The sequence below is a fragment of the Allobosea sp. 05T438 genome, assembly GCF_056396025.1.
Window position 1 is genome coordinate 13,804 of the sequence record NZ_JBFTKQ010000032.1, and the last position, 25,812, is coordinate 39,615.

Annotated in this window: 29 protein-coding genes, 1 tRNA gene and 5 pseudogenes; 22 read left to right on the forward strand and 13 right to left on the reverse strand. The window is 60.3% G+C overall.

What is annotated here, in order from left to right; genetic code table 11:
- Positions 1–258: 258 nt before the first annotated feature.
- The 4 genes from rpsM (at position 259) to rplQ (ending at position 2,770) form a co-directional block, all read left to right on the forward strand.
- Positions 259–627, forward strand: coding sequence for a 30S ribosomal protein S13 (gene rpsM, locus AC1DIN_RS28435; RefSeq protein ID WP_126110534.1), 369 nt, complete (start codon positions 259–261; stop codon positions 625–627).
- Positions 628–743: 116 nt separating this feature from the next.
- The gene (rpsK, locus tag AC1DIN_RS28440; protein WP_043237079.1) at positions 744–1,133 is read left to right on the forward strand and encodes a 30S ribosomal protein S11; all 390 of its coding nucleotides are present in this window, start codon (positions 744–746) and stop codon (positions 1,131–1,133) included.
- Positions 1,134–1,224: 91 nt separating this feature from the next.
- Positions 1,225–2,241 (forward strand): DNA-directed RNA polymerase subunit alpha, encoded by a 1,017-nt coding sequence (locus AC1DIN_RS28445; protein ID WP_441470730.1) that lies wholly within the window; start codon positions 1,225–1,227, stop codon positions 2,239–2,241.
- 112 nt (positions 2,242–2,353) lie between these two features.
- Entirely contained in the window at positions 2,354–2,770 is a 417-nt protein-coding gene (gene rplQ, locus AC1DIN_RS28450) for a 50S ribosomal protein L17 (RefSeq protein WP_441512834.1), read from the forward strand.
- A gap of 93 nt (positions 2,771–2,863) precedes the next feature.
- Here rplQ and AC1DIN_RS28455 read toward each other — a convergent pair whose 3' ends face one another.
- On the reverse strand, positions 2,864–3,283 hold the full coding sequence (locus AC1DIN_RS28455; protein ID WP_476812174.1) for a BLUF domain-containing protein: 420 nt from the start codon (positions 3,281–3,283) through the stop codon (positions 2,864–2,866).
- Positions 3,284–3,437: 154 nt separating this feature from the next.
- Here AC1DIN_RS28455 and AC1DIN_RS28460 point away from each other — a divergent pair, with 154 nt between their 5' ends.
- The 3 genes and pseudogenes from AC1DIN_RS28460 to AC1DIN_RS28470 all read left to right on the forward strand — a co-directional run bounded on the left by AC1DIN_RS28460 (position 3,438) and on the right by AC1DIN_RS28470 (position 6,663).
- Positions 3,438–4,874, forward strand: a complete 1,437-nt coding sequence (locus tag AC1DIN_RS28460; protein WP_476812175.1) for a DegQ family serine endoprotease — start codon at positions 3,438–3,440, stop codon at positions 4,872–4,874.
- Positions 4,871–5,227, forward strand: a pseudogene (locus AC1DIN_RS28465) (AAA family ATPase); the annotation flags it as partial. The gene AC1DIN_RS28460 and the pseudogene AC1DIN_RS28465, both read left to right, overlap by 4 nt.
- 137 nt (positions 5,228–5,364) lie before the next feature.
- Positions 5,365–6,663 (forward strand): replication-associated recombination protein A, encoded by a 1,299-nt coding sequence (locus AC1DIN_RS28470; protein WP_476812176.1) that lies wholly within the window; start codon positions 5,365–5,367, stop codon positions 6,661–6,663.
- Between the two features lie 52 nt (positions 6,664–6,715).
- Here AC1DIN_RS28470 and AC1DIN_RS28475 read toward each other — a convergent pair whose 3' ends face one another.
- Positions 6,716–6,922 carry a helix-turn-helix domain-containing protein gene (locus tag AC1DIN_RS28475; protein WP_454033415.1) on the reverse strand — a complete coding sequence of 69 codons (207 nt, stop codon included), beginning with the start codon at positions 6,920–6,922 and terminating at the stop codon, positions 6,716–6,718.
- 682 nt (positions 6,923–7,604) lie between these two features.
- On the opposite strand from AC1DIN_RS28475, the gene AC1DIN_RS28480 reads away from it, so the two are divergent.
- The 3 genes from AC1DIN_RS28480 to AC1DIN_RS28490 all read left to right on the forward strand — a co-directional run bounded on the left by AC1DIN_RS28480 (position 7,605) and on the right by AC1DIN_RS28490 (position 9,627).
- Positions 7,605–8,240 carry an HAD family hydrolase gene (locus AC1DIN_RS28480; protein WP_476812177.1) on the forward strand — a complete coding sequence of 212 codons (636 nt, stop codon included), beginning with the start codon at positions 7,605–7,607 and terminating at the stop codon, positions 8,238–8,240.
- Positions 8,225–9,091: a metallophosphoesterase gene (locus AC1DIN_RS28485; RefSeq protein ID WP_476812178.1), complete on the forward strand. Its 867-nt coding sequence runs from the start codon at positions 8,225–8,227 to the stop codon at positions 9,089–9,091. Before AC1DIN_RS28480 ends, AC1DIN_RS28485 begins: the two co-directional genes overlap by 16 nt.
- Positions 9,092–9,204: 113 nt before the next feature.
- Positions 9,205–9,627: a hypothetical protein gene (locus tag AC1DIN_RS28490; RefSeq protein WP_476812179.1), complete on the forward strand. Its 423-nt coding sequence runs from the start codon at positions 9,205–9,207 to the stop codon at positions 9,625–9,627.
- 129 nt (positions 9,628–9,756) lie between these two features.
- Here the strand turns inward: AC1DIN_RS28490 and AC1DIN_RS28495 are convergent, their stop codons facing one another.
- Both AC1DIN_RS28495 and AC1DIN_RS28500 read right to left on the reverse strand, forming a co-directional pair.
- Positions 9,757–10,113 carry a hypothetical protein gene (locus AC1DIN_RS28495; protein ID WP_476812180.1) on the reverse strand — a complete coding sequence of 119 codons (357 nt, stop codon included), beginning with the start codon at positions 10,111–10,113 and terminating at the stop codon, positions 9,757–9,759.
- 30 nt (positions 10,114–10,143) lie between these two features.
- Positions 10,144–10,431 (reverse strand): BrnA antitoxin family protein, encoded by a 288-nt coding sequence (locus AC1DIN_RS28500; RefSeq protein WP_476812181.1) that lies wholly within the window; start codon positions 10,429–10,431, stop codon positions 10,144–10,146.
- Between the two features lie 110 nt (positions 10,432–10,541).
- Here AC1DIN_RS28500 and AC1DIN_RS28505 point away from each other — a divergent pair.
- Both AC1DIN_RS28505 and AC1DIN_RS28510 read left to right on the forward strand, forming a co-directional pair.
- Positions 10,542–10,939: pseudogene (locus AC1DIN_RS28505) on the forward strand (DJ-1/PfpI/YhbO family deglycase/protease); the annotation flags it as partial.
- Between the two features lie 198 nt (positions 10,940–11,137).
- Positions 11,138–11,356, forward strand: a complete 219-nt coding sequence (locus AC1DIN_RS28510) for a hypothetical protein (protein ID WP_476812182.1) — start codon at positions 11,138–11,140, stop codon at positions 11,354–11,356.
- A 186-nt stretch (positions 11,357–11,542) separates the two neighbouring features.
- Here the strand turns inward: AC1DIN_RS28510 and AC1DIN_RS28515 are convergent, their stop codons facing one another.
- A complete protein-coding gene (locus tag AC1DIN_RS28515) occupies positions 11,543–11,869 on the reverse strand; it encodes a hypothetical protein (protein WP_476812183.1) in 327 nt (108 codons plus the stop codon).
- Positions 11,870–12,089: 220 nt separating this feature from the next.
- Between AC1DIN_RS28515 and AC1DIN_RS28520 the strand changes: the two genes are divergently transcribed.
- The 3 genes and pseudogenes from AC1DIN_RS28520 to AC1DIN_RS28530 all read left to right on the forward strand — a co-directional run.
- Positions 12,090–12,440 carry a transposase gene (locus tag AC1DIN_RS28520; protein WP_476812184.1) on the forward strand — a complete coding sequence of 117 codons (351 nt, stop codon included), beginning with the start codon at positions 12,090–12,092 and terminating at the stop codon, positions 12,438–12,440.
- The gene (locus AC1DIN_RS28525) at positions 12,440–12,859 is read left to right on the forward strand and encodes an IS3 family transposase (protein ID WP_476812185.1); all 420 of its coding nucleotides are present in this window, start codon (positions 12,440–12,442) and stop codon (positions 12,857–12,859) included. Before AC1DIN_RS28520 ends, AC1DIN_RS28525 begins: the two co-directional genes overlap by 1 nt.
- 129 nt (positions 12,860–12,988) lie before the next feature.
- Positions 12,989–13,279, forward strand: a pseudogene (locus AC1DIN_RS28530) (integrase core domain-containing protein); the annotation flags it as partial.
- A 232-nt stretch (positions 13,280–13,511) separates the two neighbouring features.
- On the opposite strand, the gene AC1DIN_RS28535 reads toward AC1DIN_RS28530, so the two are convergent.
- From AC1DIN_RS28535 to AC1DIN_RS28545, 3 genes are all read right to left on the reverse strand, one after another.
- Complete coding sequence (locus AC1DIN_RS28535) at positions 13,512–13,844, reverse strand: potassium channel family protein (RefSeq protein WP_476812186.1); 333 nt, start codon at positions 13,842–13,844, stop codon at positions 13,512–13,514.
- Positions 13,845–14,212: 368 nt separating this feature from the next.
- The gene (locus AC1DIN_RS28540) at positions 14,213–14,425 is read right to left on the reverse strand and encodes a hypothetical protein (protein ID WP_476812187.1); all 213 of its coding nucleotides are present in this window, start codon (positions 14,423–14,425) and stop codon (positions 14,213–14,215) included.
- A complete protein-coding gene (locus tag AC1DIN_RS28545) occupies positions 14,422–15,624 on the reverse strand; it encodes a DUF2092 domain-containing protein (RefSeq protein WP_476812188.1) in 1,203 nt (400 codons plus the stop codon). Before AC1DIN_RS28545 ends, AC1DIN_RS28540 begins: the two co-directional genes overlap by 4 nt.
- Positions 15,625–16,407: 783 nt before the next feature.
- On the opposite strand from AC1DIN_RS28545, the gene AC1DIN_RS28550 reads away from it, so the two are divergent.
- From AC1DIN_RS28550 to AC1DIN_RS28565, 4 genes are all read left to right on the forward strand, one after another.
- Positions 16,408–17,172: an IclR family transcriptional regulator gene (locus tag AC1DIN_RS28550; protein WP_476812189.1), complete on the forward strand. Its 765-nt coding sequence runs from the start codon at positions 16,408–16,410 to the stop codon at positions 17,170–17,172.
- 137 nt (positions 17,173–17,309) lie between these two features.
- Positions 17,310–18,596: a hypothetical protein gene (locus AC1DIN_RS28555; RefSeq protein ID WP_476812190.1), complete on the forward strand. Its 1,287-nt coding sequence runs from the start codon at positions 17,310–17,312 to the stop codon at positions 18,594–18,596.
- Positions 18,593–19,195, forward strand: coding sequence for a protein-S-isoprenylcysteine O-methyltransferase (locus AC1DIN_RS28560; protein ID WP_476766662.1), 603 nt, complete (start codon positions 18,593–18,595; stop codon positions 19,193–19,195). The genes AC1DIN_RS28555 and AC1DIN_RS28560 overlap by 4 nt, the downstream gene beginning before the upstream one ends.
- Before the next feature lie 246 nt (positions 19,196–19,441).
- Positions 19,442–19,567, forward strand: coding sequence for an ABC transporter (locus AC1DIN_RS28565; RefSeq protein ID WP_441473303.1), 126 nt, complete (start codon positions 19,442–19,444; stop codon positions 19,565–19,567).
- 1,002 nt (positions 19,568–20,569) lie between these two features.
- Here AC1DIN_RS28565 and AC1DIN_RS28570 read toward each other — a convergent pair.
- Positions 20,570–21,076 carry a L,D-transpeptidase gene (locus tag AC1DIN_RS28570; RefSeq protein WP_441473302.1) on the reverse strand — a complete coding sequence of 169 codons (507 nt, stop codon included), beginning with the start codon at positions 21,074–21,076 and terminating at the stop codon, positions 20,570–20,572.
- An 849-nt stretch (positions 21,077–21,925) separates the two neighbouring features.
- Between AC1DIN_RS28570 and AC1DIN_RS28575 the strand changes: the two genes are divergently transcribed.
- Positions 21,926–22,660: an outer membrane protein gene (locus AC1DIN_RS28575; protein ID WP_441473301.1), complete on the forward strand. Its 735-nt coding sequence runs from the start codon at positions 21,926–21,928 to the stop codon at positions 22,658–22,660.
- A 404-nt stretch (positions 22,661–23,064) separates the two neighbouring features.
- Positions 23,065–23,218, forward strand: a pseudogene (locus AC1DIN_RS28580) (IS110 family transposase); the annotation flags it as partial.
- 10 nt (positions 23,219–23,228) lie between these two features.
- Here the strand turns inward: AC1DIN_RS28580 and AC1DIN_RS28585 are convergent.
- The 4 genes from AC1DIN_RS28585 to AC1DIN_RS28600 form a co-directional block, all read right to left on the reverse strand.
- A complete protein-coding gene (locus AC1DIN_RS28585; protein WP_476812191.1) occupies positions 23,229–23,681 on the reverse strand; it encodes a Ros/MucR family transcriptional regulator in 453 nt (150 codons plus the stop codon).
- 211 nt (positions 23,682–23,892) lie between these two features.
- The gene (locus AC1DIN_RS28590) at positions 23,893–24,117 is read right to left on the reverse strand and encodes a hypothetical protein (RefSeq protein ID WP_476812192.1); all 225 of its coding nucleotides are present in this window, start codon (positions 24,115–24,117) and stop codon (positions 23,893–23,895) included.
- A 234-nt stretch (positions 24,118–24,351) separates the two neighbouring features.
- Positions 24,352–24,427 (reverse strand) — tRNA-Cys (locus tag AC1DIN_RS28595).
- 60 nt (positions 24,428–24,487) lie between these two features.
- On the reverse strand, positions 24,488–24,697 hold the full coding sequence (locus AC1DIN_RS28600) for a hypothetical protein (protein ID WP_476812193.1): 210 nt from the start codon (positions 24,695–24,697) through the stop codon (positions 24,488–24,490).
- 617 nt (positions 24,698–25,314) lie between these two features.
- Here AC1DIN_RS28600 and AC1DIN_RS28605 point away from each other — a divergent pair.
- Positions 25,315–25,812 (forward strand): annotated as a pseudogene (locus AC1DIN_RS28605) (IS3 family transposase); the annotation flags it as partial.

Sequence of the window (25,812 nt, forward strand, 5' to 3'; positions counted from 1 at the left end):
GAATATCCAGGCCGGCCTTGGCTTTGCTGGCCTTGGCATGCTTCTTGGTTGCGGCGGGTTGACTCGGGACGATCAACCAGTTAACGACCCGCCATCCGGTTTCATGCGAGCGATGCCGTTGCCTTTGCGAGAAGGGACGACGTCGCATTATCGCGTGGAGCGGTTCAACGTCCTGCATGAGCCGGCCTCCACCGGACGCGGGATATTTCCCACCGCCGATGCATCAACGGATGCTTCGGCCGACATGGAGATGAGACCATGGCTCGTATCGCGGGCGTCAACATTCCCACCGGCAAGCGCGTCGTCATCGGCCTGCAGTACATCCACGGCATCGGCGCCGCCAAGGCGCAGGAGATCTGCACCAAGGTCGGCATCGCCGCCGAGCGCCGCGTCAACCAGCTGACCGACGCCGAAGTGCTCCAGATCCGCGAGACGATCGACCGCGACTATCTCGTCGAGGGCGATCTGCGCCGCGAAGTCTCGATGAACATCAAGCGCCTGATGGACCTCGGCTGCTACCGCGGCCTGCGCCATCGCCGCTCGCTGCCGGTCCGCGGCCAGCGCACGCACACCAACGCCCGCACCCGCAAGGGCAAGGCGAAGCCGATCGCCGGCAAGAAGAAGTGAGTTTCGGCGGGCCGGTGATCCGGCCCGCTGTCTATACGCCGGCCGGTCCGCTGACGGGCCGCCGGCATCCCCAGCGCCTGGCATGACGGGCGCGCCTGAAGGATGGAAGAAGAGATATGGCCAAGGAAGCCCAGCGCGTCCGTCGTCGCGAACGTAAGAACATCGTCTCCGGCGTCGCGCATGTGAACGCCTCGTTCAACAACACCATGATCACCATCACCGACGCGCAGGGCAACACGATCTCGTGGTCCTCGGCCGGCACGATGGGTTTCAAGGGCTCGCGCAAGTCGACCCCGTATGCCGCGCAGGTTGCGGCCGAGGATGCCGCCCGCAAGGCTGCCGAGCACGGCATGCGCACCCTCGAGGTCGAGGTGACGGGTCCGGGTTCGGGCCGCGAGTCGGCTCTTCGCGCTCTCCAGGCCGCGGGCTTCACCGTGACCTCGATTCGCGACGTGACCCCGATCCCGCACAATGGCTGCCGTCCGCGCAAGCGCCGTCGCGTCTGACGCCTGACCATTGCAAGAGGCGCCCGCAGGGGCGGGCGCCTGTCCGGGGCGGCGGTGGCCGCCAGATGAATTCAGCACCAGGAGTGCGGTCGTGATCAGCAAGAACTGGCAGGATCTTTCCAAGCCGAACAAGCTCGAAGTGAAGGTCGGAGACGACCCGAAGCGTCTGGCCACCGTGATCGCGCGTCCGCTCGAGCGCGGCTTCGGCATGACGCTCGGCAATGCGCTCCGTCGCGTGCTGCTGTCGTCGCTTCAGGGCGCGGCCGTGACCGCCGTCCAGATCGACGGCGTTCTCCACGAGTTCTCCTCGATCCCGGGCGTCCGCGAGGACGTGACCGACATCGTCCTCAACATCAAGGCCATCGCGGTCAAGATGCAGGGCGAGGGTCCCAAGCGCATGACCCTGCGCAAGTCCGGCCCGGGTACCGTCACTGCCGGTGACATCAACACCATCGGCGACGTCGCGATCCTCAACCCCGACCTCGTGCTCTGCACGCTGGACGACGGGGCCGAGATCCGCATGGAGTTCACGGTCAACACCGGCAAGGGCTATGTCCCGGCCGAGCAGAACCGTCCCGAGGACGCGCCGATCGGCCTGATTCCGGTCGACAGCCTCTACTCGCCGGTCAAGAAGGTCTCCTACCGCGTCGAGAACACCCGCGAGGGCCAGAACCTCGACAAGGATTCGCTGACGCTGGCGATCGAGACCAACGGTTCGGTCACGCCCGAGGATGCGCTGGCGCTCGCCGCCCGCATCCTGCAGGACCAGCTTGCCGTCTTCATCACCTTCGAGGAGCCGCGCAAGGAAGAGGCCGTCTCGACTGCGCCGCAGCTGCCCTTCAACCCGGCGCTGCTCAAGAAGGTCGACGAGCTCGAGCTCTCGGTGCGTTCGGCCAACTGCCTCAAGAACGACAACATCGTCTATATCGGCGACCTCATCCAGAAGTCCGAGGGCGAGATGCTGCGCACCCCGAACTTCGGCCGCAAGTCGCTGAACGAGATCAAGGAAGTGCTGGCGACCATGGGCCTGCACCTGGGCATGGACGTCCAGGGCTGGCCCCCGGAAAACATCGAAGAGCTGGCCAAGCGCTTCGAAGAGCACTACTGAAAAACGACGGCGCAGGCCTTGCCTGCGCCTTTTGGCCCGGCTCATGCGAGCCGGAGCATAAGGAACGGCCGTTCCGTGGCACGGCGGCCGTAAGCAACGAAGGAGCCAAACAATGCGTCACGGTTTCCGCGGTCGTCGTTTCAACCGCTCGGCCGAGCATCGCCAGGCGATGTTCGCCAACATGGCTCAGGCCCTGATCAAGCACGAGCAGATCACCACCACGCTGCCGAAGGCCAAGGACCTGCGTCCGGTCGTCGAGAAGCTCATCACGCTCGGCAAGCGCGGCGACCTGCATGCCCGCCGCCAGGCGATCTCGCAGATCAAGGATGTCGAGCTGGTCGGCAAGCTCTTCGCGGTTCTCGGCCCGCGCTACAAGGAGCGCAACGGCGGCTACCTGCGCATCATGAAGGCGGGCTTCCGCTTCGGCGACAACGCTCCGATGGCGATCATCGAGTTCGTCGACCGCGACGTCGAGGCCAAGGGCAAGGATTCCGGCCCGGTCTTCACGGCGGAAGACGAGGCGGCCTGATCGGCCTCTGTTCAGTTCGATTTAGGAAAAGGGCGGCTCTCGGGCCGCCCTTTTTCGTTTCGGCTCCAAGGCTTGTCGAGATGAGCGCGCTTTTCAAGCCGGCCGCCGGGAGAGCTCGCCGGCGAGATCGACGATGATTTCCAGCGGCTGGGCGGCGAGATCTCTTTCCGGTGTCACGCCGTAGAGGCCGAAGATGAAGTGAGTGGTCTCGTCATGCTCGGCCACGCCCATGGCCCAGTTGGCGAAGAGCCGTTCCATCGCGGGCTCTTCGCGCAGGATCCGCAGGTCGGTATGGCGCGGATCCGCCATGATGCGGCCGTAAGTTTCCCGGACATCGGCGTCCGTGCCCTCAAGGACTTGCGCGAAGGAGCCGCGGGTGGCGAGCAGGAAGCCGGTTACGCGGTTCTGGAGGTTGAAGCGACGCGCAGTTGCCAGAATTCTGTCGAGTTGCGCGCGTTGGCTGGAGTCGCCGAGCAGACTGTGGCTGGCGTAGACAAGCCGGATCAGGCCCATGAGATATATCCCTGGCCGCTTGCGAAGCCTGAAGAGTTGCACAACATGTCGGTGAGGAACCGCAGTGCGCGGGGTGGGTATACTGACAGACGCCCGGTGCGTCGCGTCAGTCCTAACGTTTGCAAGCGGCTTTTTGTTTCAGGATGAGGACAGTATGACCGAACGCTTCGCAGGATATCGCAGAGGGCTGGCCGCCGCCGCGTTCGCATGTGCGCTCGGGGCGGTCGTCGCACCCTGGCCCGCGCTCGGCCAGGCGCGGCAGGTTCCTGACAGCCGCGAGCAGATTTCGCTTTCCTTTGCGCCGCTGGTGAAGCGGACGGCCGTCGCGGTGGTGAATGTCTACGGTGCGCGCGTCGAGAAGCGGCCGCAGAACGCTCTCATGGACGATCCCTTCTTCCGCCGCTTCTTCGGCGATGGCGGTTTCGGCGTGCCGCGGGAGCGGGTGCAGCGCTCGCTCGGCTCGGGCGTCGTCGTCGACGCCGGCAACGGTCTCGTGGTGACCAACAACCACGTCATCGAGAACATGAGCGAAGTGAAGGTTGCCTTTGCCGACAAGCGCGAGGTCGAGGCGACGATCCTGCTGCGCGATCCGCGCACCGATCTCGCCGTTCTGAAGGTCGCCGACACCAAGAACCTGACTGCGATCGAGCTCGCCGACAGCGACGAGCTTCAGGTCGGCGATATCGTGCTCGCCATGGGCAATCCCTTCGGCGTGGGCCAGACGGTGACGCAGGGCATCGTCTCGGCGCTCGCCCGCACGCAGATCGGCGTGGGCGACGCCCAGTCGTTCATCCAGACCGATGCGGCGATCAATCCCGGCAATTCCGGCGGCGCGCTGATCGACATGAAGGGCCGTGTCGTCGGCATCAATACCGCGATCTATTCCCGTTCCGGCGGTAGCGTCGGCATCGGCTTCGCAATTCCGGCGGCGATGGTGCGCCTCGTCGTCGACAGCGCCAAGGCCGGCGCCAAGACGGTGCGCCGCCCCTGGCTCGGCGCTCGCCTGCAGAGCCTGACCGCCGACGTCGCCGACGGGCTGGGACTGGACCGGCCGGCCGGCTCGGTCGTCGCCAGCATCGTCGAGAAGGGACCGGCCGATCAGGCGGGCCTGCGCCGCTCCGACGTGATTCTCACGGTCGACGGACTCGCGGTCGATGACCCTGAAGCCTTCGGCTACCGCTTCGCCACCCGTCCGATCGGCGGCTCGACGGTCCTCATGGTGCTGCGCGGCGGCAAGAAGGTCGAAATCCCGGTCAAGCTCGTGGCGGCGCCAGAGACCCGTCCGCGCGACGCCGTGAAGCTGACGAGCCGTTCGCCGCTGTCGGGGCTGACGGTGGCGAATCTCTCGCCGGCGCTGGCCGAGGAGCTGTCGATCGATACCGGGAACGACGGCGTCGTCGTCAGCGAGATCGAGGAAGGCAGCAACGCCGCCAATGTCGGCTTCCAGAAGGGCGACGTCATCATGGCGCTCAACGGCGAGCGCATGACCAATTCGCGCGAGGTCGAGACGATCCTGAAGGACCGCAAGCGGGCCTGGGAGGTCACGATCACTCGCAACGGCCAGACGATCACCTCGGTCTTCCCGGGGTGAGCGACCTCTTCTCTGCCTCGGGGCTGGACAAGTCCGGCCCCCGCCCGCTCGCCGATCGCCTGCGGCCGACGACGCTCGGCGAGGTCGCCGGGCAGGAGCATCTGACCGGGCCGGACGGCGCGCTCACCCGGCTCGTCGCTTCCGGCACGATCGGCAGCCTGATTTTCTGGGGGCCGCCCGGCACCGGCAAAACCACGGTGGCACGGCTGCTCGCGGGTCTGGTCGATCTCGGATTCGAGCAGATCAGCGCGATATTCTCGGGCGTCGCGGACCTGAAGAAGGTGTTCGAGGCTGCACGCGGGCGCCGGCTCGGTGGCCGAGGCACGCTGCTTTTCGTCGACGAGATCCACCGCCTGACGCTCTTACCAGCGAAATTCAACTCTATCTTATGCCTCAGTAGGTTGTGCCAGATTATATACCGAAAGGCTGTACTCGACAGCGCCACCTCAGGCTTTGAGTATATGCCTCGAAACGGAATAGTTGGTTGTCCATGAACAGGTCGCTTTTCGAGGACGCAGCTCCGCGGCCTCTCGCAGAGGTCCTACGTCCGCAGCGGCTGGCCGATGTGATCGGTCAAGACCACCTGCTTGGCCCGGACGGTCCGATCAGCAGGATGATCGCATCCAATAGGCTGTCCTCCTTCATCCTGTGGGGACCGCCCGGGACGGGCAAGACGACAATCGCGAGGCTTGTCGCCAAGGAAGTGGGGCTGGATTTCATCCAGCTGTCGGCTGTCCTTTCCGGCGTTGCCGATCTGCGGAAGGTGATCGATGCGGCCAAGCAATTACGGGCCGGCGCCGGTCGCCAGACAGCGGTATTCGTCGACGAACTGCACCGCTTCAACCGGGTCACCCAGGACGCCCTGCTTCCGCATGTTGAAGACGGCACGATCACGCTTATCGGCGCAACCACGGAGAATCCCAGCTTCAGCATGGTTGCGGCGCTTCTCTCAAGGGCGAAGGTCTACACACTGAAGCGTTTCAGCCCGGAGGACTTGGCGAAGCTGGCCGAGCGCGCCGAAGCGCATATGGGCAAGAGGTTGCCGCTGGACGAGGCAGCTCGAGACGCTCTTCTCAATATGGCGGATGGCGACGGGCGCTACCTTCTCGGCCTTTGCGAGGAGCTGTTTTCCCTGCCGGGCGGAACAGTGCTCGACGTTCCGGCTCTGGCCGAGACCGTGCAGAAGCGAGCCCCTGTCTACGACAAAGGCCAGGAGGAGCACTACAACCTACTCAGCTGCTTTCACAAAAGCCTGAGAGGGAGTGATGTCCAAGCGGCTCTCTATTGGGCAGCGCGGATGATGGTCGGGGGTGAGGATCCGGGAACTATCTTTCGGCGGCTGACATGCGCAGCATCGGAAGATGTTGGGATGGCTGATCCTCAGGCGATGCCCCAGGTGATCGCGGCGTGGGACGCTTTTGAGAGAGTTGGCTGGCCGGAGGGGCGCTTGTTTATGGCGCAGGCCGTCACCTACGTGGCCACGGCGCCGAAGTCGAACGCTGCTTATGCAGGGTTCAATGCCGCACTTGCGTTGGCCCAGCAAACAGGCTCCCTGCCACCCCCCAAGCATATCCTCAATGCTCCAACCAAGCTCATGAAAGAGCTAGGTTACCATGCAGGTTATAAGTACGATCACGACTTTCCAGATGCGTTCTCCGGCCAGGAGTTCTTGCCGGACGAACTAGCGGGAGTCGATCGGCCCACCTTCTATGAGCCGAATGAACGAGGCTTCGAACGGGAAGTTAAGAAGCGGCTTGAATTTTGGGCGCGGAGCAAAGTCGCCCGGTAGAACAAAACGGCCTGTTCTCATTTCCGCGTTTTGAGGTAGTCACCCTGGGTAGTTAATCTCTCAGGAGCTCCGCAATTTTTACATTAAGCGCTCTAGCCGCGCGATCTAACGTGGTAATCGTAGGATTTCGAACGCCGCGTTCCAGGCCACTCACGTAGGTCTGCTCAACCCCCATACGGACTGCAACTTCCTCCTGAGAAAGCTCTGCCGCCGTGCGGATTCTCCGCACGTTTTTTGCCACGATCCGCCGAACGTCCATGACCTGAACGAAGCGGACTGTGCATTTCGTCGCTAGGCATTATAGTGTCTAAATCAAATTGCGACGAGCGATTGTGACGGCGGTTTGCAGTGAACAACGAACGATACGTGCTCAAGGATTTTGCGGGCCTGACATTCGATGTTGCCATCGAATGGCTGGAGCCAACGAAATCGAGTTTCGAACTCCTGATAAGCGCGAAGGGCGCTCGCGCCGACCGGGATCGGTGGCAGCGAGCGTTTCAGCGATGGTGTAACCTCCACGGCCAAAGACCGGAGGTCATCCGAGGAAATGTACGTACGAATAGGACGGCCGCTCGAACCGTCTTTCTTTGCGCTCCCTCTCTCTCGGGGTTCCTGTTCCAATGGATGGGCAGCGAGTGGCGTCGACACGCTCTCGAACAGGAAGTCCCTCCATCAGAAATCCAGGCCTGGGAGATTGCTGCGCTGAGAGAGCAGGTTGCGAACCTTACTGATGGTTTGCGACTATGCACGAACGGCTCGACAAGTGGAAAGCTGGTCCCGAGTCGAAGCCGTCAGCGGATATATAGCTCTCGCTTGACCGCTTTCTCCCGGATGTAGGGGGCGGATATGCACGAAGCTCGCCCGTGCCGTCGTGTCGGAACCGAGATAGTGACTCTGACCGAGAACAGGCTGGCGGTGCCGGCGGTGGCTGGAGCAGCGTGATGAGCATCATTCGCGCGGTCTGTTTCGACGCATTCGGGACTCTCGTCGAGATCACGGACAAGCGCCGGCCCTTTCGGGCACTGCAAGGGGAGCAGCCTGGAGTCTCTGGGCCGAGTGATCCTCTGATCAAGCCGCTTTCGCTACGTGAGATCGCGATCTCGGTTGGCGAAGCGCGGTTGGTTGAACTCGAAGCTGACCTCGCGGCAGAATGTAACTCGATACGGTTGAGGCCAGGCATGGATCTGGTCTGGGCTCTTCTACGCAGCCTCGATCTGAAGATCGGCGTTTGTTCGAATCTCGCCGCCCCCTATGAGCGGCCGTTGCTCGCCTGTCTTCCGGGCATCCCTGATGCGCTGGTCATGTCCTTTGAAGTTGGTTTCATCAAGCCACAGCCGGAGATCTTCCGGCTCGTGTGTCAGAGGCTTGGTCTTGCGGCCGAGCAGATCTTGTTCGTCGGCGACGATCTCAAGGCCGATGTTTTGGGGCCAAGGACGATCGGTATGCACGCCATAGGCATTTCCAGCTTCGAAGCTGCTGTCAGCGGCGACACGGCGCATGACCGAGTAGCCGAAGAGCAGTTGTCATCTCAGATCCGCGACTTGCTTGGACGGCTGCACCGATGCGTCTGCTTATAATTTCCGATCTTCACCTCGAGTTCGGGCCGTTCGAATTTCCAGCGCCGATGCCGGAGTTCGATGTGGCGGTGTTCGCGGGCGACATAGGGCAGCCGATTGTCGGGGCACTGAGGTGGATGGCTACCCAGCGCGAGACCGGACCGCTCCGGGGACGACCGATTGTGTACGTCGCCGGCAACCATGAATTCTACAAGAGCGAGATGAAAGCCAACCTGGCTGAAGCCGGTCGGCTGGCGGAAGAGACCGGTATCCACCTGTTGCACCGGCAGGCGATTCTTGTTGAGGAGGTTCGCTTCGTCGGATGTACGCTGTGGACGGACTACCGGCTGCTCGGAACGCCCCAGCCCTCGATGGTCGTGGCAGGCCAAGAGCTAAACGATCATCGCCTGATCCGGTATCGCGAGGAAAGCGGCCACTACAGCCGGTTCATGCCGTGGCATGCTGCAGCGGAGCACAGGCTCGACCTGGCGTTCATTCGCAGCGAGCTCGCTAGGCACCACAACGGGCCAACGGTTGTGGTGACACACCATGCTCCACACCCGCGATCTGTTCAGCCGCGACACCAGGGAAGCGCGCTTTCGCCGGCGTTCGTGTCGGACCTCAGCGCCCTGATCGAGGATTTCCAACCAGAGCTCTGGATCCACGGTCATGATCACGGCTCGCATGACTATCGCCTGGGCAGAACACGCATCTTCGCAAATCAGGCCGGCTATCCGAACCTCCACGGGGATCGGGAAAATCACGGCTTTGATCCGCAATGCGTCATTGAAGTCGCAAGGCGTCGGGACGATCCCGCGCTCGGTCGGGAAGGCAATGCCGGATCGGCGCTCATTCCGCCGCAGAAATCCTGAAACGAAGGAGCTCTCCCTGAAGGGGCGAGGCCCAGGAAGTCTGGCGGAGCTCGATCACGAGCTGGATGAGAGCGACGTGCGAGTTTCACGCCGTAGCGACGATGTAGCGGCAAATGATGACTGATGATCGCGCTTCTAGGTCAAAAAGCCCAGCCGAGCGGGCGAGAGTGAGCGGCCCGGGACTTCGTACTTTCGCGAACCTCGCTGCGCTCTGGCACCTGACCGAGGTGCAGGCAGCATGCGCGATCGGTGCGCCCTCCCTCGCTGTGTACAGCGAATGGGTTGAGGCGGCCCGTAACCACAAAGGCCTTATCCTTGAGATGGACGTTCTGCTGCATATCTCCGCGATCTTAAGCATCTATGCCTCCTTACGTACTCTCTACGGACCGGACATTGAGGTGCTCAGCTGGTTGCAGAGCCGCAATCTCGGAAATCCGTTTGGCGGACGTCCACCGCTCGAGCTGATTCTCGGAGGCGACTTCGAAGAGCAGATGCAGCTTCGCAGCTGCTTGGCCGCGATCTGCGCTGGCAACTAGCCGAGGAACAGTTGCGAGCCCTTTTAGTCCAGCAGATGTTGAGCCCAAGCTAGCTGGCCGAGGACAAAAAACCAAAATTTCGTTGGGGACGGCGCGCTGGGGATTTAGTTTCGAGGCCAATGCTATTGTTTATTGGAATAGCGAATTCAGAGCCTTCGGATCCAAAACTGTGTTTCGGCGTGCAAGTTCGACCCCTTGAGGCGGGGGATCGGCGTCCAGGGCGCCGATCGGGGGGCAACTTTGCGAGCCGTTTGACACTTTGTCGTAAGCGTAGGGGATTTTCCGGCTTCGGCTTGAGGGAATGCAGGGCTCGATGCCCTTCACGATGCGAAGGTAGAGATCGCCGACGGCGTCATATCGATCGGCCGCCGCCGTCAAACTCACGATGGGCCGGCTTTTCACCAATCGGTCGTAGATCGTGAACGCGGCAGTACCCAGCCCCGCGATGCCGCCAAGCAGCTTTGTGCCTTCAACCAAGTCGCTCATGGTTTGCTTGGCCCTTGGCGTGGAAGCCGTTCAACCGTCGTTCGACGAATTGAGCTCGTCAGGCTTGAGGCCCTCGTCGATAGGGACCGGCACGGCCTGGCGGAGCACGTCGTTGATCCGGTCCTGCCAGCCTGGGCCACCGTCCTGGAAATAGGCGAGCACCTCGCTGTCGATCCGCAGCGTGACCATCTCCTTGGCCCCCGGGACAGTCGCCCTCCGGGGAGCCGGCTCTGAAACGGCTGGCTTCGGCGCCTTGAACAGTGCCTCTGCCTTGTCACGCGCACTGGTCGGACGGCGCGTTGTTCGATCGTTTGTCATTCAATCCCCATGCAGAACCGCCGGCGTAGTCATCCCAGCTCTTGGAAGATCGCCGCGGCGGCAGGAGCCGCCGGGCTTTGTCATCAGGGTGTAGCGGTTAGGTAGTCACGGGCAGGGCGGTCAAGGTCGACAAGCAGATCGAGGCGGTCGATCCGTCGTCCTACGATGCGATAGTCCTCCCCGGCGGTCAGATGAACCCGACACGCTCCGCGGAAACAACAAGGCGCTATCGCTGATCAAGACGTTCTTCGACCAGGGCAAAGTCGTCGCCGCCGTTTGCCACGGTCCGTGGCTCCTAATCGACACCGGGATCGCCAAGGGTCGCAAGGTCACGTCCTGGCCTACGCTGAAGCAGGATCTCGTCAACGCCGGCGCCAGCTGGCAGGACGCCGAGGTCATGACTGACGAGGGCGTCGTCACCTCGCGTAAGCCGGATGATCTGCCGGCCTTCGTGGCCAAGATCATCGAGGAAGTTCGGGAAGGGCGACATGACCGGAAGGCCGCATAGACACACGGCGAAGCTTTCGGCGACTGCGGCAACAGGAGCCCGGCCGTCACAGGCTGGGCTTTCTCGCGTCAGGTTTGCCGGCGCTGGGAGGGAATGCCGAAAAACTCGCGGTATGCCTGTAAGCGTTCTGTAAGCCGGCCCATCTACACCTTGCTCAACGGAAACGACGGGCCCGGCCCGATGAGCAGGAGCAGGTTAATGAGCACCGAACAGAAGAATGTCGCCCTCGACGACGAGACGCTGGAGACCGTCAACGGCGCCGGTTTGATGGATACTCTCGGGCGCATCGGTGAGTCCGTGAAGACCGATTTCAAAAACGGCGCTGAAATCGGCGGGAGGGGCCCCGCCCAAGTCATCGGTTCCGCAATCGGAGCCTACGTCGGCCTGATCAAAGGCATCAAGAACGAGATTTCGTAAGGCGACGGTCAACGCCTGCGGGACTTTGAAGAGGCTGCGGCGAGAAACGTATCGGCGGGCCTGTGCGACCGGCCCGCATGATCAGTTCTTCTGCTTCGGAACCGCCGCAGCGACATAGGCATCGGAAGCGGTGAGGGCGGCCTCGACAATCGGCCGGACGAAGTTTCGGAGATCGCGTCGCCATTCTTAGCTGGACTGCTCCCAAGTGTACTGCCGCTTCTCTCGGCATGTCTCGTGAAACGCCTTCGCAGCGGCCTCTGCCGCAATCTCGGTCCTGTCGTCGGGCATCGTTCTTATCTCCGCCGTTCGCCACCGGATTTTGCCATGAAGCTCCTCGACGACGAAAGTCCGGCTGGCCGCGCCGTTGAACTTGTCGGAGAACTCGTCAAGCATGGCAGGATGAGTGGCAGGTCCTTTGCTCGTCGCCAATACCGGCTTGGGATCCGTTGCGAGATCGCCCGCAATCAGGGCATGGATAGGCGCTGGCGGCCGCCCGAGCTCGGATAACAACACGATCGCCTTCGATCCCGATCCCGTCGACCATCAATCCTGAGGGAACCAAGCTGGCTGGCCGAAATCGCTGCTTCTTCATGCTGATTCCTTCTGGAAACCAGCGTCAGAACAGCCCCGACCTGCAGCGAAACGGAGTCAGACCCAACATTGGACGCCGATCTGGAGTGCGCCCCTTGAGGCGGGCATGGTGACGATCAGCGCTTTCGAAGGATGAAAGCCCATGGTTCGACATCGTTCCCACAGCATCGAGTTCGAGCGCCAGGTGGCGCAGGACTACCTGGCGGGTGAGACGCTTCACAGCCTCGCCCGACGACATGATCTGTCGCGCAACCTGATCCGCATCTGGATCCAGAAGTTCGAGGCCGGCGCCTTCGATGACGAGGCGGCCGCCGCCGATACGATCGAGGCCTACGAGGCGCGCATCGCCGCGCTGGAGCGGCTGGTCGGCCGGCAGGCCCTTGAGATCGAGTTCCTAAAGGGGGCTCTGAAGCACGGACCACGGCCCAGAAGCGCGACTACGTCCGTCGTCACCGGCCCCGCAGCCTCTCCGTCGCAGAAGGATGCAGGCTGATGGGGATCGCGCGCTCGACTTATTACGACAAGCCGGCTGTCAGCGTCGACGACACGGCGCTCGTTGAGACGCTGGCGGCGATCTCCGAGAGCTTCGAGGCCTATGGCTACCGCCGGATGCAGGCGGCGCTGCGCCACCGTGGCTTTGTCGTCAATCATAAGAAGATCCGACGCCTGATGCGCGAGCATGGTCTTCAGCCGCGTCGGCGCCGGCGCTATGTCGTCACCACCGATGGCGATCACGAACTGCCGATCTTCCCGAACCTGGCGAAGGATATTGTGCCGGATGGGCCGAACCAGCTCTGGGTCGCCGACATTACCTACGTCGCGATCACAGTGGGCTTCGTCTACGTTGCCGTCATCCTCGACGCCTGCTCGCTCGTACGTCCGCGCGCGATAGCCTGCCAAAAGCGACGATAATGCTCACGCTGCCAGGCAGGTGGCCTTCCTGGCGAACGCAACTTCCGCCGTGTGCATCGATCCGATGCTCGTCAACCAGCCATCGTCACAACCTCCAATCTCTTGGTGTTGCGACGACCGGTTGAATCCGCCCAATATACCTCGCTGGCGTTCGGCAACCGCTGCAAGGACGCCCACGTCCGGCCCTCGACCGGCTCGGTCGGCGATGCCTACGACAACGCCATGTGCGAGAGCTTCTTCGCGACGCTGGAATGCGAGCTGCTCGACCGGAACCGCTTCCGCTCTCACAGTGAGGCCCGGATGGCGGTCTTCAGCCTCATCGAAGGCTTCTACAGCCCGTCACGCCGCCACTCGGCGCTGGGCTACCTCTCGCCCATCGAATACGAAAGGCTGCGCCATGAACTGACCTGCCCCCCATAGCCGTGAACAGTCCACGGAAGCGGGTCAACTCCAAAGTGGCTAGGTAGAAGCCAAGTTGGAAGCGCTCTAAACGGGGCGGCAGGACCGATGACTCGGTCGGGCCCAAATTCCCTGATTGCCGATGGAGCGCGACGTCAAACGTGGCGAGGGATGATTTGATCCCACCAGGACCACCTCGGATTTCGCGGCTCAGCAGCATTCCGGGCGCAGGTATAGGGGGGCGGGGTAAACGCTATTTCTTGTCGATAGAATCGATCTCCGTCGCGCGGAGTGCCTCGACGCTGACTGCTGCAACAAGTCCGGTCAGGACGATGCCGGCGAATCCAATGCACATGGCGAGCACGCGCGAGCTGAAATGTTTGGGCACAAAATCTCCGTAACCGATAGTAAGCCCGGTGACGAACGTGAAATAGAGAGCTTCACCAATGCTCCAATCCTCGATGCGTCCGATCACCAAGCCAACCGCCGCCATGACAGCCACTACTCCGGATAGAATTGGCCCGATCACACGGAATTGTTGCGCGAAGGCGAAGAAAAAGGCGCGCCTTTTCTCTTTGGGTTCCATCAGGTCAGACCCCGTAAAATGAGGCAAACAGATCGGTTGAGAAAGACTGCCGCGTCTCGGTGAACCGGAGGGTCTCCATGAGCGAGACACACAAGCCTGAACTGTCTAGTGATTGTATTCGCGGTCAAGGATGGGTGCGGCGTCGGGCCAGAGCTTCCACCCTTTTCAAGCCTAGGGCGCCCGTCAATTGTCTCCCTTCAATCTGTCCGCCTCAGCGGGAGCCCCGTCCGGGCCGGAGGGCGTTCACGGGGGCAACCTTAGCGTTGGCCTGCCGCCGGTTCGATGGACAGGCGGCAGGCCAGGAGATGACGGCTGACCGTGCAACGTTCGCGCTGCTGTCTCAAATGACAGCAGCGTTCAGACCAGGCTCAGCAACTGTACACACCTGTGGCGCAACGGCGCGTGGTTCTGCGCGCTGCGCCCGCGACGCTTACGGGCGTCATCGGACGTCCAACTCGGGCCGCTACGCTCGACGCGTAGCCGCTCACTCCAGGAACCGAGGACCGCTCGCCGAGCTCAGCCACCATCGCTCCGAGGATCAACGCAGCGAAAGAGAGCCATACACGCTTCGAGATTGTCATTTTTGACCTCCCCTCACGAAATGGGACGGCATATCCGCCATCTTGTCCTGGATCTCTTTCAGATCGACCGACTGGGCGTTCGAGACGTTCTTGAATGCAAAGTCGTCCGCCGCAACCTCGCCGCCGAATTTCCAGTCGCGGAACTGAATGCTGTATTGCGGCCCCTGACTGATCAGTTTGGACGTAACCAAGAACTGGCACGGATAGGGGCGCGCGCCCTGCGCGACCCAGACCTGCCAGTCCACGTCATCCTTGCGGAAGGCCAGTGAATCACACTCGACGCCATTGATCACGCCGCTGCCAAGATCCTTGGCGTCGTAGACCCCCTGGATCAATTCGTCGTAAATAGTGCCTAACAGAAGATCGGATGCGGGCAGAGGCCTGTTGTACTTGTCCTTGAGTTCGTCAATGATCTGGTCGACGGTGCCCGGAGCAGTGATTTGAGTGTATACATTTAAATTCTTGCCCAGTAGCGTCAGCGTCTTCCCGTCATAGAGTATCTCGACGTCGCTAAAGCCACCCGCTCGCGTGGCGCGCACCTTATCAGGGCGGCTGAGGGTCACGGCTCCGGAGCTCGCGAGGCCGATTTTCTGGTCGGTTGTCGTCACGACTTCGAACATGGTGTCAAAGCCGAAGGAGAGCGTTTTTTGCGCGACGAGGAAGTCGGACATTGCCTTGAGCATTTTCCGTGCTTCGGCAGAGTCTGTGAATCTGCTTAATTCCACGCGGCGGTTCAACGCGCGGCCGGAGGGAGTTTCGTTGCTTGCAATGGGACGGCTCTCTCCGAGACCCGCCGCCAACAGCCTTTGGGCGTCAACGCCTCGTTCGACAAGCGCCGCCTTGACCGCGTCCGCGCGCTCCTGGGACAGGCTCGCATTGGGTGCGGGATTACCTGTCGCATCCGTATGACCGACGATTCGCAACCGCCAGTCGGGGAAGTTCTTCAGCGTCGTCGCGATGTCATCCAGGAGGCCTTTCGAACTTGCCTGGATCGTCGCCTTGTCGGAATCGAACCGAAGACCATAAAGATCGAACTGTTGCTTCGTCTGCAGGGCCTGCTCCATGCTCTCGCGACGGTAGCGGGCCTCCATATCCTCCGCTGTCTGCGCCCGAGAGGGCATGCTGGTAAGCGTCAGCAGGGCGACGCTGCTTACCAGGCCAAAAATGCGAAGATCGACTCTGCTTAGGGATTTGTTCATTCCACCCTCCCTATCTCGCCGCTGTCATTGATTGGGCAGCGGCTCGCTTCCACTGAATCCGCAACCAGCGGCCGTCTGGCATTTTTCAAACCATTCGTTGAAGCCGGCGCAAAGTGTCTCGGCGCATCTATCGTTGCGTTGGGCCGGCTATGAAAGCTGGGTATAGGATAGGCTGGCTATGCCATCGACATTGGGCAATTGGCGCTTTGTAGCGGCACGCCAACCAAGCGTTCCGGGCTGCAGCACCTCAGCGATCAGCGACGCCATGATGTTCGTCGTCCGGCCGCGCGTCCAAACGCAATTACAGCTGCCCCGACCCAAAGCGTCTATTGGCCTTAGGGTCAGTATTCCGGAGCTCGCCCCTCGACGTTGGGATCAGGAAGTCCATGCATCGCGAATCGCAACAACTCTGAATCCTGAATGCGAGCAAGCGCCGGAGATTGCCCCCTGCGTTCTGTCGTCAACCAACTGACTTAAAGACGATTTTCCCGTTCGCAGAGGGGCGCGATCGGCACCGATTTGAATGATCTATATGCTGCTGTTGTATAGCCAGGCCTCGGTGCCGGAACACAGAGGTTGCGGCCTTCACAAAGCTGGGGAGCGGTTCAAATTGCGCTGGCTCCGGATTGGTGATCGGATCACAATCCTCATGAGTACGTGAAACCGCAATGACGCGCTGGCAAGTGATGCGAGCGACTGCGTTGGAGGACGCATCCAGTGTGCCTGGCCTTTCCCACGGAACGGATATGAATTCTCAACCATCGCAAGATCGTGAGCTCGATCATGAACATATCTTTCGAAGAAGGACTGGCGGTTCTTGAGGCCCTCGCCAGAAGTAATTGTCCCAGTACGATTAGCCAGATAAGTCTCCAGACGCATTTCGACGAAGACACGATTCAGGATACATTGAGAATCCTTGAGATGACGCGATACGTCTCCGTATCACGCCATTCTTCGCGGGTTGCTCTTTCACCAAAACTCTGGAGCTTAGGTTTTTGCTTGAAAGATCCGACAGACCTCAAGCGTGTGGCAGAACGGCACCTTTCAAAGCTCGCGATGGAAACCCGTGAGTCAGCATGCTTGGCTGTGATTGCAGATAAAGAAATTGTAATTGCCGCCGGTATCAATGCTCCTGAACCGACTGTGACTGAGTTCGATGTCGGAACTAAAGTGCCAGCCCGGCATTGTGCAGCAGGAAAATCGATCCTCGCATTTCAATCGCTGCAGATAATACGTGAATTTGAGACAAGTGTCTTTGAAGTCACGAGGGAAAAATCTGACGTCGAGGCATTTCGACACGAACTCGAGCTGATCCGAGCCCGCGGATATGCTATTGAATTCGGCGAAACAGGGGGAATGAGGTGCGAGGTCGCGGCGCCCATTAGATGTGCCGATGGAGTGATCGAGGCAGCCGTCGGTATATCAGGACCGTCAAACCGGTTAACCTCAGAAGTGATTCCGGTGATTGCAGAGAATATCTTGGAGGCGGCCGAAGAAATTTCGCGTGAGTTGAATTGTTTGAGCGGCGGCGCAGCGTTCAAATCTTGAAGTGCCGCGGCTTTTCGGAGAGCGACTTGAACCACGAATCGACCATCTCGCGCACCCGAACGATGGCAAGGAATGCTCGCTGTCGCGGCACATCCCGCGATCTCGGCGCTGCGGTGCGATGACCCAGGCTCAACGGATTGGCTCCCTTTCTGATCGGACAGAGCGACAAGACTATGGGGCTGAGCGGTACGACGGCAATGAACGAAACTCGGGTTCTTAGGCGTCGAGTGTATCATATCGGCGGCTACGACCCGGCGCCGCCATCGGCGGTATTCAAACGATTCGCCAAGGAGTTGCGGCGTTTCGAGCGTGCTTGGGGCGCACACACGACAATCTCTGAACTTGTGGTCAGCGGGGATCTCGCCGCTTGGCAAGTGTCTGCGTCGGGCTCCAACTGGCGCACCGAAATTGAGATGCGACTCGTCCGATGGGATGATGTGATAACCAGCGCAGGCGCGCGGCCAACTTGGAGCCGCCTGGTGCCTGCGATAGTAGCTTTTTACGATTTCCTGATTGCGGGGGCTTTAGTAGCCTACCTACGGTCGAGCTGGCGATATGCCATGTTCTTCATCTATCCGTTCCTGATTCTTACGTTGATCGCGGCACTCTCCGTTGGAGCTGCAATATTCACTCAGAATCTTTTAGGCAATTATTATGCGTCAATATTGAATTTTTTTATCAGCGCATATCTCCTGTTGTACGCAGCTGACCGCTGGCTATATCTCAGTCTATTACTTGAAGATTGGATTTTCTCTAGCCATTACGTCCGCAGGGGGGATAATAATTTAGGCGATCGCTTACAGCGCATCGCGGCTGATATCGCAGACAATACCCGAATGGAGGCGGTGGACGAGATTCTCATTGTCGGGCACAGTTTAGGCGCTGTGCTTGCCGTCGATCTCATCGATCGCGCGATGAAAATCGAATGCGATCGACCTGGCGCCAGCCGGAAGCTAGCCTTTCTGTCCGTCGGAGCTTCCATTCTCAAGATTGGGCTCCATAGCGCTGCATCCGGATTTCGCGCCGCGATCGGACGAGTAAGCTCCAATTGCAACGTGTTTTGGGCAGATTACAGGGCTCGTTCCGATGTTATGAATTTTTTCGGGGCGGAGTTGCTGCTACACTTGAATCTCCCCCCTACCGACTCCCCCGTCGTCCGGAATGTGAGCATCCGACGGATGATCGCTCCGGAGCGTTATCCACGAATCCGAAAGAACTGGTACAAAATGCACTGTCAATTTGTGAGAGGTAACGATCGACGAGCGCCCTATGATTACTTTATGGCGACCTGCGGGCCAATTTCCGCGGAACGGATCGCGCGATCGGAGCGAGGGGCGATAGATTTGTTCGATGTAGACGGCAGATTGATCGAATCGGCCAACTTCGCAGACGATATCAAGACCGTTGGGACGGCACGGCCATGACTCTTTCTGTTGCGAAGGCGATATACCTAATCCTCGCAGTTGGTTGGTACGTAATCCGCATTCCCCACGAGCGGCGTTCTCGTCGGACTCCTATTTCCCGTTCGGCGCGCGGGATCAAGGAACGAATATTGCTTTCTATTTCTTTTACTGGCTTAGGTATCTTGCCTTTTTCCTACATTGCCTTCGGCTTTCCACGTTTTGCAAAATACACATTCCAACCCTCTCTTGCTTGGGCAGGAGCAGTTACTTCTATGGCAGCGTTGCTGCTGTTTTATCTTACCCATCGCGCTCTGGGGCGGAATTGGTCCGTTTCTCTAGACCTTCGTGAGAGCCACAAATTAGTGACAGATGGAATTTATACGTATTTGCGTCACCCGATGTATTCAGCCTTCTGGCTATGGGCCATTGCGCAAGCGCTTCTTTTGCCCAACTGGATTGCGGGCCCGGCTGGCTTGGTGGGATTTGGTACGCTCTATTTTTTTCGGGTCGGCGAGGAAGAAAAACTCATGAGAGAGGCCTTCGGAAACGAGTACCGGGACTACATCAATCGAACCGGCCGTATCGTCCCACGCGTGGGCAGCGTTCACCCGCACCGCTAACGAAAGGACAGGGACGCGAGTAAACTTGGTTCCGTTTTGCCGCGCGCATGTTGTTTGGCAACCATAACTCGTCGTAGGCGCCCCCCGGGATATTTTGCCAGTTGAAATTTATCATGGCATCTGAGACTGTTTGAGGGTGCCACACGACGATTTGAATACGAAATTGTTCGGCACCATGTTGCGCAATTACACTGGAATATAAATTGCGCTGAGCTGAGAATGGGCTTGTTAACTGAGGGCGAACCGATGAAAAAGATCGTAGTGTTGGCCGTATCTGTTGCACTCATTAGCGTTGGCGGGTGTGCTTCCATCGGTAAGGGGAAGGGCAAAGCTCCGCCTCCGGCTGCTGCGCCCATCGTAACCAAGGGCTAGCGTCGTCAGTCAAGAAAGCGGTCGAGTAATCGACCGCTTTCTCCTTGAGTATTGCAATACAGTATTCGGCGTGCGGAAATCCTGCATCCGTGCGCGTGCTTGATCGGGAGGCCTGCGATGCGGTTTGGGACAAACCCCTCAGTTCGCTCTTGGATCTTGGCTTGTGGCCTGGCGGGCGGGCTGCTGGTCTCTGGATACGATATAGCGGGCGCGCGCGATCGCAGCAGCTTCCAAGGTGGGGGGCACGTATCTCCCTCGACGAATGTGGTCTCCACATCCCGGCTGTCATACCCGTCACGCGAGAAGGCGCAGTATTTTGTCGAGTTCCGCTCCCGTTACGCCCTCAGCTATGGCCACACGTTCTTGGTTCACGGGCGCCTTAACGCGAGAGGTGAAATAGGCCCGGTAACGGCGGATCAGGTCGCGGGGCTTCACCCCGCTGGCGAGGGACCGCAGCTATGGTCGGTTGGCCACGTCGTTCCTGTTCCAGCAGAAACGGGCCCGAGCGATGGCGATTTGGAAGATCAGTACATCTCCAATCGCTTCCGCGTACTGCTGGACGAAGCTCAGTACCGCCGCGTTTTAGCTTATATCAAACGTAAGCAAAGAACTGCTACGATGTGGCATGCCGTTCTCTATAATTGCAATCGTTGGGTTGGCGAGGTAGCGCAATTCATGGGAATGGATGCTCCAGATAATACGTTATTGTACCCAGCGGACTACATATCCAGCCTTCGGAGTCTCAATAATCGTAAGATGCTAGAGCCGCAATTTTCGGCTCATCGGAGTCGGTAGATCCAGTCGGACGTCGCAGCATTCCGAATGCGATAGGGCGAAGCCAGCGCGAAATTCAAGTACTGCAATGTTTGCGTCGCTGCGGGCGGCCGCCCTCCTTTCGGCGGCATCAATCTGAATGCATCGTCCCGAGAATGATCCGGGAGGTGGTCAACAGCGAGCCTCGAGCGTCTTGATATTTGCTTCGATGACGCTCACCATGCCCACCTAGCGAAGTACGATGACCGGTGTCCCGATCGAAACTCGGCCGAACAGATCGATTATATCGTCGTTAAGCATGCGGAAGCACCCATAGGACGCAAACGTTCCGATAGAATCGGGCCTGTTTGTTCCGTGGATCGCGTATTGCCCTCCGCCAGAAAGCGTCAGAGCGCGGGCACCCATAGGATTTCGCGGCGACCCTCCCGAAATTACATCCGGAAGCCTTGGATTATCTCGCTTTATCTCAGCGGGCGGCGACCAGGCTGGATCAATATACTTTCCTTCGATTTTTACGGAGCCTACCCACTGCTTCGTTGATCTACCGACCGCCACTCGATATCGGATAGCCGTACCGTCCTCCAAAATTAAATATAACTGTCTGTCTTTTGTCTTGATGACGATGGAGCCAGGTTCTTCCTTGCCGCCGTAGGAAACGGAATCTCGGGCGCTGACAGGGGAAACCAACAGGAGTGCCGCCAAGATCGTCGGCAAGAGCGTCCGGCAATTCTGCATTCCACTCTCCTGTCCGGTCGGTTCGGCGCACGAATTGAGGCTGCCGACCCTGCTCCGGTCATCCTCAGCGTCACGTAACGTGCCCCAGCCAGAGGCATTCGACCGAAATCATATTCTTTTGTTCTTCCGGAATTCAAGTTCGTGATCTCATGCGAATTCTGCGGCGCCGATTGCCGAAGATAATGTCTGAAGCATGATCCGGTTCCGATTGATCAAATGCCCTCTCCTGCAGCCGATCCTCAAGTCTCTTCATGACTTGCTGTCGCGTCAGAGCGCTCGTCCGGCATTTTTTCTGGCGTGCGGCAGGTCATCGCCTTGGCATGGCACAAGAGGCCCTCCTCGATTGTCATATGGTGTTTCGATGCCGAAGCCTGAACATGCCTCCGCAGCCGATTAATCATTCCAATTCAATCGCTATGTGTACTTGCAGAGGAGCGCGCGATCGGAGCCGGTCGTGTCCATCTGAAGCGGTAGAATGACATTGCAATCAGTTGGTTGACGGCAGAGCGCTCGGGTGGTCCTGAGCCCTGGAAACCGGACGGCTTTGGGTTAGGGTTACAACCATCACCGACGAGCCAATAGGCGCATTGCGGATGCCCGCAGATCCGGCCATCGGGCCGTCCATGCTGTGCCCGGCAAAAAGCGGGCAAATACCAGCCAAAAAACTGACCACCCTACTGAATTGTCAGCTCAATCGAGTGCCCAGATTTGGATTTCTCCAAAGTGACGAAAATATCACTTCAAGGCGGATTTCGGCGCGCGTCGTTTGCGAATGATCGTCATTCACTTCCCGCTAATGCTTTCGTGTGCAACCAATAGGGTCTCCACTGTGCATGGGAGGAGGATCACATGCGTCTACGCCTTGTATCCACTGCTTTAGCAACATGCCTTGCGACCTCGACCTTCGCCGCCGACCTTCCGAGTCGCGCGCCACCGGTCGCTCCCATCGTCTACGCACCGGTGTTCACATGGGCCGGACTTTATGTGGGCCTCAACGCCGGCGTGGGGTGGGGCGACTCGGGCGGCGTCATCGTCACAGGGCCGACGGGTGCCTCGTCCGCATCTCTGGGCGGCGGCAGCAGCGACGGCCGGTTCGTCGGCGGCGCCCAGATCGGCTATAACTGGCAATCCGGCGCCGTGGTTTACGGCCTTGAGACCGACATCCAGTATGTCGACACGGGCGGCGGCAATGTGGCCTGGGGACCCTACACCTGGTGGGCAGGCCGAGGCGGTGGCGATGGCGCCTATCTCGGCACCGTTCGCGCCCGCCTGGGCTACGCTTTCGACCGGACCTTGATCTACATCACGGGTGGCCTCGCCTATGGTGGCCTCAACACCAACCCGCTCACCGGCAACTCCACGAGCAACGCAGGCTGGACCGTCGGTGGTGGCGTCGAATATGCCTTCACCAACAACTGGATCTTCAGGGTCGAAGGTCTTTACGTCGATACCGGCGAAGGCAGAACGACGCGGGCCTTTTTCAACCCGGCAGGCGGCGCTCTTCCGGCTGGAACCTATACTGCGACAACCAGCGGCGGCGGCGGTGCCGGGCTGGTTCGAGTCGGCGTGAACTACAAGTTCTGAGACCAATACGTGGGATCTGGGAGCAGCCTGGCGCTTTGCGCCGGGCTGTTTAGCGAGTCTTGGCTTGCAAATGCAGTTGCTTGGGCTGCGGCCGCAGGCCTCGCCAATACCCTTGCTGCACATGCGCGGGTCATTGGCCGGCAGAGCGCACCCGGCGCGCAATCTGATCAAATTCCCCCGGCGAGTGCGTCGGTACCTCGCATATCCGGATCGGCTCAGCACAGCGGGGCGGACCGCGTCCACAATTCGAACTATCTGTCCGACGAAACCTGCCTCGGCGAAGAGGTGCGAGCATTGGCTCGCACAGCCATTGAAATTCTCTATGAATAGCCCCGACCGAAAGCATATTTCCCCGAAGGCGCTGTTGGGAAGAGACTAGGCGCCGTTGCGCCAAGATCGCCTTCCGACGCAAGATCCCGCGCTTGGCGCTGGAGGAGACCTTCAAGACCCTCCCGGGCTGTATCGTCGGGATGGAGGCGTGCCTGAGCGCTCATTTCGTCGCCCGCACGTTGCCGTCTCAGGCACGAGCCCCGCATCATTCAGGCGAAGTACGCCAAGCTTTCCGCGGCTAGGACACTGATGTTTTCCGCCTGCCGCGCGCGGCCTGCTTTACCGGCACGGCAGCGGCCTTCCGGCCCAGCCCCATCGACTTCGCGAGGTTGGAGCGGGCTTCCGCATATGCCCGCGCGACCATCGGGTAGTCGGCCGGTAGGCCCCATTTTCCGCGGTACTGTTCCGGCGTCATACCGTACTTCGAATTCAGGTGACGCTTGAGCGATTTGAACTTCTTGCCGTCCTCCAAGCAGATGATCCAGTCCGGCGTGATGGATTTCTTGATCGGTACCGCCGGGGCAAGCGTTTCCACGGGTGCCGGGGGCGGTTCTTTGCCCAACCCGGCTAGAGCGCCATGCGTGCGCTCGATGAGGCCGACGAGCTCGGCTTGAGGCACGCTGTTGTGCTGAACATATGCCGCGACAACCATCGCAGAGAGTTCAAGCACAGCCTTGTCGTCGCCAGCCATCATAAGCCTCCATCGTTATGAAGGGGGCTTAGCAGATCAGGCTGGCTGGGCAATCCTGATCTAAGTTCAATCATAGCATCCCGACTCGATTGCAAGGCCAAGCTATCCTCTCCACCCCCCGTCAGGATATTGTCCTCAGCGCAATGAAATTGCCCAGCGAGTTGGATTGCCGGGCATTTTTGACGACTGGGGAACGAGTTGCCCGCTCGTCCTACGAGGCTTCAGTATGGCCGATGCCGTCCACGAACATGTTGCAGCCGCGCGAGGCGAGGCCCCACCGTCGGGTCACGGCGCCTGCCGCCGCGGTCAGAACGCCGCCCGTGGTCTGAGCGATGCCCAGGTTCTTCTCGCCGACGCCGGCGCCGTTAACGGTGTCCAGCTTGGCATCGGTCATGGCGACGGAGACTTCGGAGCCGGTGTTGCGAGCGTCGGTCATGTCGATCTCTTCATGTGGGCCGGTAGTTTCTTCGTCCGGCCTGATGAGAGGCATTTGACCGTGGCGCGCCTACATACGCCTTACAGCCCCGTTGAGAAGCCCCTTAGCGGAAGTTGAGATGCCCGAGTTGCGTCGGGAGCCGACGTATTCAGGAGGTTACGGAGATGTTTGGCGGCCGGCCAGCTTCGGCGGGCCGGGCTTTCTTCGATTCAAAGCAGTATGATCGCGCTCATCTGGAGGCCTCGCGTTGGGTTCGAACCGAGGATGTGAGGACTTGCGATCCCCCGCGTAGCCATTCCGCCACGAAGCCGTTTGAGGGGGCTACCGCTGCTGCGCTTGCTAGCCTGTTAATTTTGTAGGGAATTGCCTTTCACTGCTTCGGCTGGTGTTTCGCCTGCTCTAGGCTGGCGCGGGCTAGCATCGCCTCGAGCTGGGCGAGCGCGGTCATGGGAAGGACGAGCAGCAGATCGGAGTCGCCCGCCGTCTCAAATTTCACTGCGGCATCGCCGCGCGCGTCGCTGCTCACCTGGATCATTGTCGGCTGAATGACCGGGATCTCAATGGTTGGCTTTTCGGACATCACTTGGCTCTCTCAGCGTATTGTCCAATCAGCCTCGATCCCGCTTCGGCGGGGCAAGGCCTTTCATTTTGGAACTAACCTCGCTAGTTCGCGTTTCCAAGCCGGATTTCAGAGTAGTGCTCGATCTCAGGTCGAGCAATGGGGCTGGAGGCCCACGTGAACCCCGCCACCCCATGGCGGGGTTTGCCGTTTCACAGCATCGCCCCTTAAGATCTGCGCACCTCAAAGGTCGTTGGGACAACGTTCATCGTTCGCCATCAATGTCTCAAAGCGCCTTCGATGCGGCGTGGCGCTGAGTTGCCGCGTCTCCCCCAAGCCGTGGGTGGCTCGGCGCCTTTTTCCCGCTATCCCGCGAGGGCGTCGCCGATGTCTCGCTCAAGCTCGATCACGATGCGCCGATAGTCTGCCGCGATAGCAACCGCCGCCGGCTCCGCCACCATCGTTCGATGCCACGATCGCGTCACAAGCAGCCGACGCAGCGGTAATGTCCTTCCAGTCTCTGAAATGCGGCCATCCAACACCGGCCCTAAGGCCCTACCTAGATAGATTCCGTAACCTTAGGTCTCTCAGCGTTGGTCCACCCTGAAGTATGTGTTTTGGCAGACAGGAGGACCGAGATGCCGAAGAAACGCCACAAGCCCGAAGAGATCGTCGGGAAGCTACGCCAGGTCGATGTGTTGGTCTCGCAGGGGCAATCCGTTGCCGACGCGATCCGCTCGATGCTCCGTCGCGCCGTCGCGGCCTGACGCTCGACAAGCTGATCCTGAAGGAAGCCGCGTCGGGAAACTACTGAGCCCCGCGCGTCGCCGTGCGTGCATTGAGCATGTCCGGGTCGTCCTGAAGGTGTCGGAGCGGCGGGTCTGCCGCGTGCTCGGGCAGCATCGCTCGACACAGCGCCGCATCCCGCATGGACGAGACGACGAGGAAAAGCTCATCGCCGACGTCGTCGAACTGGCCCGCCGTTACGGCCGCTATGGCTATCGCAAGATCGCCGCGCTGCTGCGCTCGACGGCAGGCTGGGTCGTCAACGACAAGCGGGTTGAGCGCATCTGGCGACGTGAGGGGCTGAAGGTTCCGGCCCGACAACCCAAGCGCGGCCGCCTCTGGCTCGCGGA